The 13,434-nt window shown below is 67.0% G+C and carries 9 protein-coding genes; 6 read left to right on the forward strand and 3 right to left on the reverse strand.

Translation table 11 applies throughout. From position 1 onward, the window contains the following. The first annotated feature begins 1 nt into the window (after position 1). From ampD to CTR55_RS05680, 3 genes are all read left to right on the forward strand, one after another. Positions 2-592 carry a 1,6-anhydro-N-acetylmuramyl-L-alanine amidase AmpD gene (gene ampD, locus CTR55_RS05670; protein WP_296284913.1) on the forward strand — a complete coding sequence of 197 codons (591 nt, stop codon included), beginning with the start codon at positions 2-4 and terminating at the stop codon, positions 590-592. Continuing rightward, the gene (gene ampE, locus CTR55_RS05675; protein ID WP_296284915.1) at positions 589-1,431 is read left to right on the forward strand and encodes a regulatory signaling modulator protein AmpE; all 843 of its coding nucleotides are present in this window, start codon (positions 589-591) and stop codon (positions 1,429-1,431) included. Before ampD ends, ampE begins: the two co-directional genes overlap by 4 nt. Positions 1,432-1,657: 226 nt before the next feature. Further along, complete coding sequence (locus CTR55_RS05680) at positions 1,658-3,688, forward strand: methyl-accepting chemotaxis protein (protein ID WP_296284917.1); 2,031 nt, start codon at positions 1,658-1,660, stop codon at positions 3,686-3,688. A gap of 554 nt (positions 3,689-4,242) precedes the next feature. Here CTR55_RS05680 and CTR55_RS05685 read toward each other — a convergent pair. Next, a complete protein-coding gene (locus tag CTR55_RS05685) occupies positions 4,243-5,022 on the reverse strand; it encodes a TatD family hydrolase (RefSeq protein ID WP_296284918.1) in 780 nt (259 codons plus the stop codon). A gap of 4 nt (positions 5,023-5,026) precedes the next feature. Further along, positions 5,027-6,019 carry a catabolite repressor/activator gene (gene cra, locus CTR55_RS05690; RefSeq protein ID WP_296284920.1) on the reverse strand — a complete coding sequence of 331 codons (993 nt, stop codon included), beginning with the start codon at positions 6,017-6,019 and terminating at the stop codon, positions 5,027-5,029. 202 nt (positions 6,020-6,221) lie between these two features. Between cra and ptsP the strand changes: the two genes are divergently transcribed. The 3 genes from ptsP to CTR55_RS05705 are packed head-to-tail and all read left to right on the forward strand — an operon-like array spanning position 6,222 to position 11,829. Then, positions 6,222-9,116, forward strand: a complete 2,895-nt coding sequence (gene ptsP / locus CTR55_RS05695) for a phosphoenolpyruvate--protein phosphotransferase (protein ID WP_296284922.1) — start codon at positions 6,222-6,224, stop codon at positions 9,114-9,116. Continuing rightward, on the forward strand, positions 9,116-10,063 hold the full coding sequence (pfkB, locus tag CTR55_RS05700; RefSeq protein WP_296284924.1) for a 1-phosphofructokinase: 948 nt from the start codon (positions 9,116-9,118) through the stop codon (positions 10,061-10,063). The genes ptsP and pfkB overlap by 1 nt, the downstream gene beginning before the upstream one ends. 26 nt (positions 10,064-10,089) lie before the next feature. Then, the gene (locus CTR55_RS05705) at positions 10,090-11,829 is read left to right on the forward strand and encodes a PTS fructose-like transporter subunit IIB (RefSeq protein WP_296284926.1); all 1,740 of its coding nucleotides are present in this window, start codon (positions 10,090-10,092) and stop codon (positions 11,827-11,829) included. A gap of 194 nt (positions 11,830-12,023) precedes the next feature. Here the strand turns inward: CTR55_RS05705 and CTR55_RS05710 are convergent, their stop codons facing one another. Next, positions 12,024-13,406, reverse strand: a complete 1,383-nt coding sequence (locus tag CTR55_RS05710; protein ID WP_296284927.1) for a UDP-glucose/GDP-mannose dehydrogenase family protein — start codon at positions 13,404-13,406, stop codon at positions 12,024-12,026. Positions 13,407-13,434: the final 28 nt, after the last annotated feature.

A 13,434-nucleotide genomic window follows, 5' to 3' on the forward strand; every position in this document is an offset into this window, starting at 1 on the left:
CATGCAGATCGATGTCGAATCCGGCTGGTGCCTCGAAGCCCAGCGCTGTCCCTCGCCGAACTTCAACGCCCGCCCCGATGGCGAGGTCGTTTCGCTGCTGGTCATTCATAACATCAGCCTGCCGCCCGGCCAGTTCGGCACCTGCAAGGTGCAGGAGTTCTTCCAGAACCGCCTGGACGCCGACGAGCATCCGTACTTCGCCAGCATCTGCAGCCTCACGGTGTCCGCGCACTTTCTCATCGAACGCGACGGCTCGCTGTTCCAGTTCGTCTCCTGCAACTCGCGGGCCTGGCACGCCGGTGTGTCGCGCTTCGACGGGCGGGAGAACTGCAACGATTTCTCCATCGGCATCGAGCTGGAAGGCACCGATACCGAACCCTACAGCGAGCGTCAGTACGAAGTGCTGGCGCAGCTGACACGACAGCTGCGCAAGGCGTACCCGGCGATCACCCCGGAGCGCATCCAGGGCCACTGCGACATCGCCCCGGAGCGCAAGACCGACCCCGGTGAGGCGTTCGACTGGGCGCGCTTCTTTGCCAGTCTCGGTGATGACAGTGGCGCCCACGTCGGCGCAAACAAGGAGTCGACATGAGTTTCCTGGTGCTGTTGCTGGTCCTGCTGATCGAGAAGTTTTCCGGCTGGCGCGCCCAAGTACAGCGCGACGGTTGGTGGCTCGGCTGGCTGGCCACCGTGGGCGGCGTGAAGTCGATGCTGGCGCGACCCTGGCTCGGCCTGCTGGTGGCCATCCTGCCGCCGCTGCTGTTGCTGGCGCTGTTGCTGACCCTTGTTGAACCAGTCGCCTACGGTCTGTTGGCGTTGCCGGTGCAGTTGCTGGTGGTGGTCTGGAGCCTGGGGCGCGGCGATGTGCTGCATGCGATCGGCCCGTTCCGCGATGCCTGGCGCCGTGAGGACGCCCAGGGCGCCTACCACGTCGCCGAACGCGACCTGGGGGTACAGGTGCAGGCCGATGGCGACGACGACCTACTCGCCGTGGTGCAGGGCACACTGGTATGGGAGGCCTACCAGGCCTTCTTCGCCGTGATCTTCTGGTACGCGCTGCTCGGCCCGGTGGCCGCGCTGGCCTACCGGCTGCTCGCCATCGCCGCCGAGCAGGCGCGCCAGCCGGAACTGCGCGAGCGCGCCGCGCAACTGCGGCATGCCTTTGACTGGCTGCCGGCGCGGGCGCTGGTGCTGAGTTTCGCCCTGGTGGGCAACTTCGTCGCGGTGACCCGCACGCTATTGCACGACCTGCTGGCCTGGGACGTGCCTGCCGCTCGCCTGCTGGCGCGCGCCGGCTACGTGGCGGAAGACTTCAACGAAGGCGGCCTGGGCGCCAAGGGCGTCGCCAGCCTGGACGCACTCTGGCAGTTGCTGGTGCGCTCCGCGGTACTCTGGTACGCGGCGTTCGCCATCTGGACACTGCTGCTCTGAGCCAGCGAGTCGGGCCGGCGACCGCCGGTCCGATGATGGCATTTTAACCTTAAGTTACAGAACTCCCCGCCGATATCAGGTACACATCGAACCCGAAGCGCGAGATGGCGGCCGCTGCCTGACTGTGGCCGCGCTGGCAAGCGCTCGTGGCGACGGCCCGTCCAGGGGCGCGCCGTACCATCCCCGACAAGCGACATAACAATAACGGGAACAGGAGACGTCTTACGTGAGGACCGTGCTCTATCCGGCCATCGCGCTGATGAACCGTCTGAGCTTCGGCATGAAGTTCAGCCTGATCAGTGTGCTGTTCTTGCTGCCGATGCTGATCACCAACTTCTATCTGGTGCGCGACTCCTATGGGCAGTTCGTCAGCACCCGCGCCGAGCTGGAAAGTCTTTCGCTGATCAGCGACGGCCTGAAAGTTCGCCGCCACCTTGAAGCCTACAACGACCTGTTGCAGATCAACGGGATTCTCGGCCAGTCCAACAAGACCGCCGGCCTCGATTCGCGCATCGGTCAGTTGCACAAGGACCTGCAGGCGCAGATCGGCGCTTTGCAGCCGGTCACCCAGGACACCGAGCAGATCGCCGAATTCAACGCCAAGCGTGATGAATTGCTGGCCGGCTTGAAAGGCGTCGATGCCGAGGGTTCGTTGCAGAGCAAATCGGCCATGGCCGCACACCTGCTTAGCCAGGTGCAGGTGTTCAACAAGCTGCTGGTGTCCCAGGCGGGCCTCAGCCAGGACGACGCCCGTGACCTGCGCCAACTCGCCGAACTGATCACCTCCGGCACCCCGCAGGTTACCGAAACCCTCAGCCAGGGCCGCACCATGGGTGCCAGCGCGCTGGGCCAGGGCTTCCTCAACTCGTCCACCAGCGGCAAGCTCGATGACTTGTTGCAGGAGCTGGAGAAGCTCCACGCCGAATACGGGCTCAAGCTGCAGGAAGCCCTGGGTGCCAGCCCGGCGGCGCAGAGTGCGCTGTCCGCCGACGCCCAGGCCAGCCGTGAAACCATCAAGAGCATGGGCAAGCTGTTCGAGGACAAGGTGGTGATGGCCGACACCCTCGACACCCCGTGGCTCGACTTCTACGAGCAGGTCAGCAAGGCGATGGATCAGACCTATCGCCTGGATGACCATGTCCTGCAATTCTTCGACGGCCAGCTGCAGGCACGCCTGGCCAGCAAGCAGCGGCAGATGGTGCTGCTGGTCGTGGCGCTGCTGGTGGTATTCGTCTCCATCGTCTACCTCTACGGCGGCTTCTACGTCTCCACCCGCACCACCCTGAAGAACCTGGGCCAGATGATGGAGCGCGTCGCTGCTGGCGACATGACCGTCACCTTCCAGGCCCAGAGCCGCGATGAGCTGGGCGAACTGGGCGATGCCTTCAACCAGACCGTGTCGAAGATTCATGACCTGATCGAGCAGGTCGGCCGCACCGTCAGCGAAGTGGAGCGGCAGACCGTGCGCGTGGAGTCGGTGTCCGCGGAAAGCAACCAGGCGGTGGCCGGCCAGCGCAACCAGATCGAGCAGGTCGCCACGGCGATGAACCAGATGGCCGCAACTGCTCAGGAAGTCGCACGCAGCGCCGCCGTCGCGGTCGGCAGCGCGCACAACGTGAATCAGGAAACCGCCAGCGGCCGAGCCCTGGTGGAGTCCCAGGTGGGCAGCATCCAGCGCCTGGCCGGCGAGATCGACGAGTCGGTGGCGGTGATCAATCAACTGGCTGCCGACAGCGCCTCCATCAGCCGCGTGCTGGACGTGATCAAGGGCGTTGCCGAACAGACCAACCTGCTGGCGCTCAATGCCGCCATCGAGGCCGCGCGCGCCGGAGAACAGGGCAGGGGCTTCGCGGTGGTGGCCGACGAGGTGCGCACGCTGGCCAAGCGTACCCAACAGTCCACCGAAGAGATCGAGCAGATGATCGCTCGTCTGCAGAATGGCGTAGGTGCAGCGGTGAAGGCGATGGGCAGCAGCCACCAGACCGCCGATGGCACCGTCAGCCAGTCGGCCCAGGTGCAGCAGGCGCTGGAGAACATCCTCCAGGCAGTGGGCGCCATCGTCGACCAGAACCAGCAGATCGCCGCTGCTGCCGAGCAGCAGACCGCCGTGGCCCATGACATCGACCAGAACATCGTCGAGATCAACCAGGCCGGCGAACGCACCTCCGAAGGCGCCAGCGAGACCGAGCGCGCCAGCCGCGAACTGGCCGGGCAGGTGGTGGAGCTGAAACGACTGATCGGCGCGTTCCGCGTCTGATCCAATGGATCCGGAGCGGACGTGGCGGTCCGCTTCGCAACGAGGTTTTCGCCAGCAGGCCGATGTCCGTGGGTCGCACGGATGCACCCCATCTCACGGGCATCGGTTTGTCGGTGAACTCAAGGCTCTTGCCATCTTGCGGGAGCACCACGGGGTTGGGTGTTTCTGCGCCGCTTCGGTGTGCGCTGATGGATTTGGTTTCGCCTCTCGGCGAGTCACTTCTTCCAAACGCCGAAGAAGTAACCAAGAAGGCTTGCCCCTCCATCCGGTTTTTCGCCTAGGCGAAAAATTCCCTCGTTGAATCGAAGTTTCAGGGGCACGCCACGACGGGCCATCCCTGGCCCATCGTGGCTCTCGCGACATCCATGTCGCTCAACCCCTGAAACTCCAATTCAACGAGGCCTCCTGAAAGGGGCATTCCGGAGCGTGCGGGTGTTTCTCTGGACGACCTCAAAAGCGAGAGCTAAAGCGTAAGAGATGCGAGTGTTCCCGTAGGAGCGGATTCATCCGCGATCAAGAGCGGGCCAGAGCCCGCCCACGCGAAAACCCGCAGTTCAGCTCCAGCCGAACAACTCCATCGCATTGCGCGTGCTGGCGCTGGCCAGCTCTTCCGGGCTGATGCCCTTCAACTGGGCCAGTGCCACGCAGATCTCCGGCAGATGCTCCGGGCTGTTGCGCACGCCGGGATACATGGCCGGCGCCATGTCCGGCGAGTCGGTCTCCAGCACGATGGACTCCAGCGGAATCTCCGGCACCACCTTGCGCAGGCGGTTGGCCTGCGGCCAGGTCGGCGCGCCGCCCAGGCCCAGGCGGAAACCCAGCTTGAGGTATTCGCGGGCTTCCTCGCGGCTGCCGGCGAAGGCATGGATGATGCCCCGGCGTTCGGGCTTGTAGCGCTTGAGCGTGGCGATCATCGCCGCGTGGGCGCGGCGCACATGCAGCAGTACCGGCAGCTCGAAGTCGATGGCGATGCGCAGTTGCTCCTCGAAGATGGCTTGCTGGCCGTCGCGGTCGAGGTCTTCCAGGTAGTAGTCCAGGCCGATCTCGCCCACCGCGCAGAGCTTCGAGTGCCCGGCGAGTCGCTGCAGCCATTCGCGCAGGGCGACGAGATGCTCTGCCTTATGTCGCGCCAGAAAGATCGGGTGCAGACCCAGCGCGGCGTACAGGTCCGGTTCGCTTTCCACCAAGGCCCAGACGTCTTCCCAGTTTTCCCGGAACACCCCCAGCAGCACCTGTCGCTCCACTCCCCGCTCGCGGCTGCGTTGCAGCACTGCCGCGCGGTCTTGGGCGAAGTCCGGGCAGTCGAGGTGGTTGTGGGTATCGATCAGGCGCATCGGTTCACTCCGTGCGCAGCTTGAGGGTGCGCGGGATCGGGTGCACGCCGGGGGTGTAGCTGTTCTGTTCGATGGCGGCCAGCGCCAGGTCCAGGGCGCGCTCGGCGATCAGCGCGTGCTGCTGGGAAATCGCGTTGACCTTCAGCGGTACGAAGTCGAGCAGTTGGGTATCGCCGAAGGTGGCGATACGCAGGTCCGCCGGCCAGCCGTGGGGCAGTGCCTGGAGCACGTCGAAGACGCCTTCGAGCAGCACGTAGGAAGTGGTGATCAGCGCATCGGGCAGTTGGCCCTGGCCTGCGAGCAATTCTTCCATCAGCCGACGGCCGCAAGGGCGACTGAAGGTCTCGCCGTGCTCGACCAGCACCTGGCCCTTGAAGTCGCGCAGGGCGCTGCGGAACCCGGCGGCGCGCTCCTGGGAGATGATCAGCTCCGGTCGTGCGCCAAGCAGGGCGATGCTGCGCGGCGCCGGCTTCAGCAGGCTGGCGGTGAGGCGCTGGCTGGCGTCGCGGTCGTCGCTGACCACCGAACAGAAGCGCTGCGGGTCGAGCTGGCGATCCACCGCGATGATCGGTACGCCGTCTGCTTGCAGGCGCGTGTGACTGTCGTCGCCGGCCGGCAGGCAACTGGCAACTATCAGTGCGTCGCAGCGGCGCGCGCGGAACAGGTTGAGTACCTGGCGCTCGGTATCCGGCTCGTCGTCGGAGCAGGCGATCAGCAACTGGTAGCCGCGCGCCCTCGCACCCTGTTCGAGCAGCTTGGCGAGCTTGGCGTAGCTGGGGTTTTCCAGGTCCGGCAGGACAAAGCCCAGGGTGCGCGTCTGCCCGCGGCGCAGGCTGGCGGCTTGCTGGTCCGGCTGGTAGCCGTGCTCCTCGATCACTGCGCGCACGCGTTCCACCGTGGCGGCGCTGATGCGTCGCTGAATGGCCTTGCCGTTGATCACATAGCTGGCGGTGGTGACCGAAACACCGGCCAGGCGGGCGATATCACTGAGTTTCAACGCGGGATGCTGCCGACAATTGGGGGCTTCAAGGATCACGCATTATCGAGTAACGTGCCAGTCTCAATAGGTGAAACGATTCAGCATTGCGCGTGCAGTATTGCCTGAACCCTGTTCCTGCGCCGCAACCTCTAAGCTGATCACCGTACAAGCGGATAACCGCCCAGCGCTGGCGCGCGCGAACGCCGGTGAGGAGAACGCGATGCTCGAATTCAACGCGCAGCAGGTCCGCATGGGCCAGCGCGCTGCCGACAAGCAGGCCGCTCTGGTCATGCTCGGCTCCGCCCTCGAAGACGACGGCCTGGTTGCCGAAGGCTACCTGGCCGGCCTGCAGGCTCGCGAGGCGCAAGGCTCCACCTATCTAGGACAGGGCATCGCCGTTCCCCACGGCACTCCGGAAACGCGCCACCTGGTACAGCGCACCGGCGTCCGCCTGATGCACTTCCCCGAGGGCGTGCACTGGGGCGACGGGCAGACTGTGCACCTGGCCATCGCCATCGCCGCCAAGTCCGACGAACACCTGCGCCTGCTGCAACTGCTCACCCGTGCGCTGGGTGACGGCGAAGTGGGTGCGGCGCTGCGTGCAGCGGAGAAGCCCGAGGACCTGCTGCAACTCTTGCGGGGTGGAGCGCCCCAGCCCTTGTTGTTCGATGAGCAATTGGTCGGCCTTGGCGTCGCCGCCGAGGACTTCGACGAGCTGGCGCTGGCTGGCGCGCGCCGTCTGAAGAAAACCGGCTGCGTGGTTCCCGGTTTCGCCGCCGCGCTGCACGACCAGGAAGCCCTGCCGCTGGGCGCGGGGCTGTGGTGGCAGGACAGCGAGCAATGCGTCACGCGCCCCGGTCTTGTCTTCGTAACCCCCACGCGCGAGCTGAACCACGCCGGCCAGCCGGTGCGCGGCCTGTTCTGCCTGGCCCGCCAGGGCGATGCGCATGCCGACGTGTTGGGCCGCCTCGGCGATCTGCTGGTGGATGGCCGCGCGGGCGAGTTGGCCAGTGCCACGTCTGTGCGAGCAGTGCTGGAAGCCTTGGGGGGCGAGTTGCCGGTGGATTGGCCCAGTGTGCGCGTGCCACTGGCCAACCCCCATGGCCTGCATGCCCGCCCGGCGCAGGTGTTGATGCTGCTGGCGCGGGAGTTCAGCGGGGAAATCCGTGTGCGTATCGCCGAGGGCGACGGTGCGCCGGTGTCGATACGCAGCCTGAGCAAGCTGCTCAGCCTCGGCGCTCGGCGTGGGCAGATGCTGGAGTTCTTCGCCGAACCGGAGATCGCCGAAGCCGCGCTGGCGGCCGTCCGCGCGGCAGTGGAGCAGGGCCTGGGCGAAGAGGTCGAACCGCTGCCGGAAACCCTCGAGCTGATCGTCGAAAGTATTCAACTGGACGAGCAGGAATTACAGGCCGTGCGAGCTCCCGAAGCGGGCGTGCAGCTCCAGGCCATTCCCGCGTCGCCGGGCATTGCCCACGGGCCGGCCTACGTGCAGGTCGCCCGCGCCTTCGAGTTCGCCGCGCGCGGCGAGTCGCCAGAGGTCGAGCGCCAGCGCCTGGACGAGGCGCGCACGGCCATCAGCCAGGAGATCGAAACCCTGGTGGAGCGCAGCCAGGTCAAGGCGATCCGCGACATCTTCGTCACCCACCAGGCCCTGCTGGACGACCCCGAACTGCTGGACGAGGTGCAGGCGCGGCTGGTCGAGGGCGCCAGCGCCGAAGCGGCCTGGAGCCAGGTGATCGAGCGCGTAGCCGGCGAGCAGGAGGCCCTGCGCGACGTGCTGCTGGCCGAGCGTGCGGCGGACCTGCGCGACGTCGGTCGGCGTGTGTTGGCGCGCCTGTGTGGTGTCGAGAGTGCCGTGGAACCCAGCGAGCCCTACATCCTGGTGATGGATGAAGTCGGCCCGTCGGACGTGGCGCGGCTTGACCCGGAGCGCGTGGCCGGCATCGTGATTGCGCGTGGTGGCGCCACTTCGCACAGCGCGATCATCGCTCGCGCGCTGGGCATCCCCGCGCTGGTGGGCGCAGGGGAGAGTGTGCTGGCGCTGGAATCCGACACCGTCTTGCTGCTGGATGGCGAGCAGGGCGAGCTGACGATCGCGCCGGACGCGCAAACGCTGCACGCCGCCGAAACCCAGCGCGACCTGCGCCAGCGGCGTGCCGAGCAGGCAGAAGCGCGCCGCCATGAGCCGGCGGTCACTCGCGATGGTCATGCCGTGGAAGTCTGCGCCAACCTCGGCGACACCGCCGGGGCGGCGAAAGCCGTGGAGCTGGGGGCGGAAGGCGTGGGCCTGCTGCGTACCGAGTTCGTCTTCATGGACAACCCCCAGGCGCCGGACCAGGCGACCCAGGAGATCGAATACCGCCGTGTGCTCGATGCCCTGGGCGGCCGCCCGCTGGTGGCGCGCACCCTTGATGTGGGCGGCGACAAGCCGCTGCCTTACTGGCCGATTCCCGAAGAGGCGAACCCCTACCTGGGGCTCCGTGGCGTGCGCCTCACGCTGCAGCGTCCGCAGATTTTCCGCACTCAACTCCGCGCCCTGCTGACCGCCGCTGGCGGCCGCCCGCTGCGCATCATGTTCCCCATGGTCGGGCAGGTGGAGGAATGGCGGCAGGCTCGCGATCTCACCCTCGAGCTCTGCGCGGAGCTGGGCGGCGAGCACGACCTGCAGCTCGGCATCATGGTTGAGGTACCGTCCGCGGCATTGCTGGCGCCGGTGCTGGCGCGCGAGGTGGATTTCTTCAGCGTCGGCACCAATGACCTGACCCAGTACGCGCTGGCCATCGACCGTGGCCATCCGAGCCTTTCCGCCCAGGCCGACGGCCTGCACCCGGCGGTGTTGCAACTGATCGACATGACCGTGCGCGCCGCCCATGCCCACGGCAAGTGGGTGGGCGTGTGCGGCGAACTGGCCGCCGACCCGCTGGCGGTGCCGCTGCTGGTTGGCTTAGGTGTCGATGAGTTGAGTGTCTCGGCGCGCAGCATTCCCCTGGTGAAGGCGCGGGTCCGCGAACTGGACCTGCCGACTTCCCGCGAGCTGGCGCAGGCCGCTCTGACCCTGTGCTCGGCGGCGGACGTTCGCCAGAGTGTCGCCCTCGCGCTGCCGGAGGTGCACTGATGGCCCGCATCCTGACTCTGACCCTGAACCCCGCGCTGGACCTCACCGTGCGCCTGCCGACGCTTGCGCCCGGCGAGGTGAATCGCAGCGAGTCGGTGCTCAGCCAGGCGGCCGGCAAGGGCGTGAACGTCGCCCAGGTGCTGGCCGACCTTGGCCACTCGCTGACGGTCGCCGGCTTTCTCGGTGCGGACAACGCGCAGCCTTTCGAGGCGCTGTTCCGCCGCCGTGGCTTCGTCGATGCCTTCGTCCGCGTGCCGGGGGAGACCCGCAGCAACATCAAGCTTGCCGAAGGCACGGGTCGCATCACCGATATCAACGGGCCCGGTCCGGAGGTGAGCGAGAGCCAGCAGGACGCCTTGCTGGATCGCCTCGACCTGATCGCCGCCGACTTCGCGATCGCTGTGGTCGCCGGCAGCCTGCCGCAGGGTGTCGATCCCCAGTGGTTGCGCGAGCTGTTGCTGCGCTTGCAGCGCCACGGCCTGAAGGTCGCTTTCGATTGCAGCGGCGCGGCCTTGCGCGCCGGCATCGAAGCCGCTCCCTGGTTGATCAAACCCAACGACCAGGAACTGGGCGAGGCCTGTGGACAGCTTGCCGACAGCGCCGAGGAGCTGGCCGCGCAGGTCGAATCGCTGCGGGCCCGTGGCATCGAGCAAGTAGTGGTTTCCCAGGGCGCCGAAGGCGTGCGCTGGTTCGGTCCACAGGGCATCTGGCAGGCGATTCCGCCCCAGGTCGAAGTGGCCAGCACCGTGGGTGCCGGCGATTCCCTGTTGGCCGCCATGGTCCACGGCCTGCTCGCCGGCTGGCCGGCCGAGCGCGTGTTGCGTCAGGCCACGGCGGTCTCCGCGCTGGCGGTCACCCAGTTCCAGTTTGGCATCGGCGATGTGCAGCGGCTGCAGTGCATCGAGGACGCGGTGCAGGTTCAGGCGTTGGCCCCGAGCCAGGCCTGAGCGATAGAACAACAAGAGGTATGACGATGAACCTTGCCCTGATCACGGCCTGCCCCAACGGCCAGATTTCCAGCGTGCTCAGCGCTCGCCTGCTGCGGGCGGCGGCCGAGCGCCTGGGCTGGTCGGTGTGTGTCGAACAATGCGACCCGCAGCATCCGGAGCGCCAGTTGAGCGAAGGCCAGATCGCCGCGGCCGACTGGGTGCTGGTGGTCAGTACGCAGCCGCTGGAGCTTTCGCGCTTCGCCGGCAAGCGTCTGGTTCAGGCCAGGCCGGCTGAAGCGCTGGCCGAGCCCGCCAGCTTCCTGCAGCGAGCGCAGGAAGAGGCGCAGGTCTGGCAGCCCGCCGAGCCGTCGAGCGCGCCGGTCGCAGTGGAGCGCGCAGCGAAAGTCGTTGCGGTCACTGCCTGCCCGACCGGTGTGGCGCACACCTTCATGGCGGCCGAGGCACTGCAACAGACGGCGCGGCAGATGGGCGTCGAGTTGCGGGTGGAAACCCAGGGCTCGGTTGGCGCGCGCAACCCGCTGACGGCGGAAGAAATCGCTGCCGCCGATGTGGTCCTGCTGGCGGCGGACATCGAGGTCAACCCCGAGCGTTTTGCCGGCAAGCGCATCTTCCGTTGCGGCACTGGCGTGGCGCTGAAGCAGCCGCAGACGATCATCGAGCGCGCACTGAAGGAAGCGACCGTGGAGTCGGCGCCGGCCGCCAGCAGCGGTTCGGCTCCGGCGAAGAGCGACGCACGCGGTGTCTACAAACACCTGCTCACCGGCGTGTCCTTCATGCTGCCGATGGTGGTGGCCGGCGGCCTGATGATCGCGCTGTCCTTCGTCTTCGGCATCGAGGCGTTCAAGCAGCAGGGCACCTTGGCAGCAGCGCTGATGCAGATCGGCGGCGACGCGGCGTTCAAGCTGATGGTGCCGATGCTCGCCGGCTACATCGCCTGGTCCATCGCCGACCGTCCGGGCCTGGCGCCAGGAATGATCGGCGGGCTGCTGGCCAGCACGCTGGGCGCGGGCTTCCTCGGCGGCATAGTCGCCGGCCTGCTCGCGGGCTATTCGGCGCGGGCGATTGCCCAGTGGCTTCCGCTGCCGGCCAGCGTCGCGGCGCTCAAGCCGATCCTGATCATTCCGCTGCTGGCCAGCCTGTTCACCGGGTTGGTGATGATCTACGTGGTGGGTTCGCCGGTGGCGGCGATGATGCGTTCGCTCACCGATTTTCTCGCCGGCATGGGCACCACCAACGCGGTCCTGCTCGGGCTGCTGCTGGGCGGGATGATGTGTGTTGACCTGGGCGGGCCGATCAACAAGGCCGCCTACGCGTTCTCCGTCGGGCTACTCGCTTCGCAGAGCTATGCGCCGATGGCGGCGGTGATGGCTGGTGGCATGGTCCCGCCGATTGGCATGGGCATCGCCACGCTGCTGGCGCGGCGCAAGTTCGCCCAGAGCGAGCGCGAGGCCGGCAAGGCGGCGCTGGTGCTGGGGCTGTGCTTCATCTCCGAGGGCGCGATTCCCTTTGCCGCGAAAGACCCGCTGCGGGTGATCCCGGCGAGCATCGCGGGCGGCGCGCTGACTGGCGCACTGTCGATGTTGTTCGGCTGCAAGCTGCTGGCGCCCCATGGCGGGCTGTTCGTGCTGCTGATCCCCAACGCGATGAACCACGCGCTGCTGTATCTGCTGGCGATTGCCATCGGCAGCGTGGTGACCGGGGTGCTCTATGCGCTGCTCAAGCGCGGCGAGGCGGCGCCGATGATGGTGATGGGGCAGGTATAACGGAGCGGGCCTTGGCGTAGGAGCGGACTCCGTCCGCGATTGGATTCCGGCGTGATGCGGACCTATCGCGGACGGAGTCCGCTCCTACACATTTCTTCAGCGCCGATGCGGCGGATAACCCGCTCCGGGTTATGCGCCCTACAGTTCTGTGTGGCGATGTTCGCGAGCCGTGGCTTTACAGATTAAGGCTGGCGTCAGGCGCTGCGGCGGGGGCGCTGTTCGACGACCTGTGCCGGCACTGGCAGGCGGTGCGAGTCGCCACGGCCCATGGGGAAATACTCGAAGCCGTAGCGCGCCACGCGCTCGGGGTCGAACAGGTTGCGGCCGTCGAAGATCACCGGCGTTTTCAGGCGGCTGGCCACCAGTTCGAAGTCCGGCGCCTTGAACTGCCGCCATTCGGTGCAGATCACCAGGGCGTCGGCGCCGCCCAGGGTGGCCTCCGGAGTCCCCATCAGGGTCAGGCGCTCATCATGGCCGTACAGGCGCTGCGCTTCGGGCATCGCTTCGGGGTCGAAGGCGCGGACCTTGGCGCCGGCAGCCCACAGGGCTTCCATCAGGGTGCGGCTGGGTGCGTCGCGCATGTCGTCGGTGTTGGGCTTGAACGACAGGCCCCAGAGCGCGAAGGTGCGGCCCTTGAGCTTGCCGCCGTAGTAGCTGCGGATGCGCTCGAACAGCTTGCTCTTCTGCCGCTGGTTCACCGCTTCCACGGCGCGCAGCAGGTCGCTGGAGCAGTGGGCTTCCTCGGCGCTCTGTATCAGCGCCTGGACGTCCTTGGGGAAGCACGAGCCGCCGTAGCCACAGCCGGGGTAGATGAAGTGGTAGCCGATGCGCGGGTCAGCGCCCATGCCCTGGCGCACTGCCTCGATGTCGGCGCCCAGGTGCTCGGCGAGCTCGGCGATCTGGTTGATGAAGCTGATTTTGGTCGCGAGCATGCAGTTGGCGGCGTACTTGGTCAGCTCCGCGCTGCGCAGGTTCATGCTGAGGATACGGTCGTGGTTGCGGTTGAACGGCTCGTAGATCTCGCGCATCACGTCCAGCACGACGGGGCTTTCGCAGCCGATAACGATACGGTCGGGCTTGCGGCAATCGGCCAGGGCCGAGCCTTCCTTGAGGAATTCGGGGTTGGAGACAATCTCGTAGTCCAGGCTGCGGCCGGCTTCGGCGAGCACCGCCTGGATCCTGGCTTTGACACGGTCGCCAGTGCCCACCGGCACGGTGGACTTCTCGACGATGATCACCGGCTGGGTGCGGTTGCGGGCGATGCCTTCGGCCACCGCCAGCACGGCGCGCAGGTCGGCAGAGCCATCGGGCAGCGGCGGGGTGCCGACGGCGATGAACTGCACGCGACCATGGGCGGCGGCTTCCACGACGTCGCTGGTAAAGCGCAGGCGGCCGGCTTCCAGGTTGTCTTTCACCAGCTCGGCCAGGCCCGGTTCGAAGATGCTGATCTGCCCGCGCTTGAGCTTGGCGATCTTGTCCTCGTCGATGTCCATGCACAGGACGTCGTGACCCACTTCGGCCATCACCGCGGCCTGCACCAGGCCCACATAACCGATTCCGAATACGCTGATTTTCATGATGTGCTCTCCCGAAAAGGGACTCGAA

The sequence above is a fragment of the Pseudomonas sp. genome (assembly GCF_002796985.1).
GTDB lineage: Bacteria > Pseudomonadota > Gammaproteobacteria > Pseudomonadales > Pseudomonadaceae > Pseudomonas.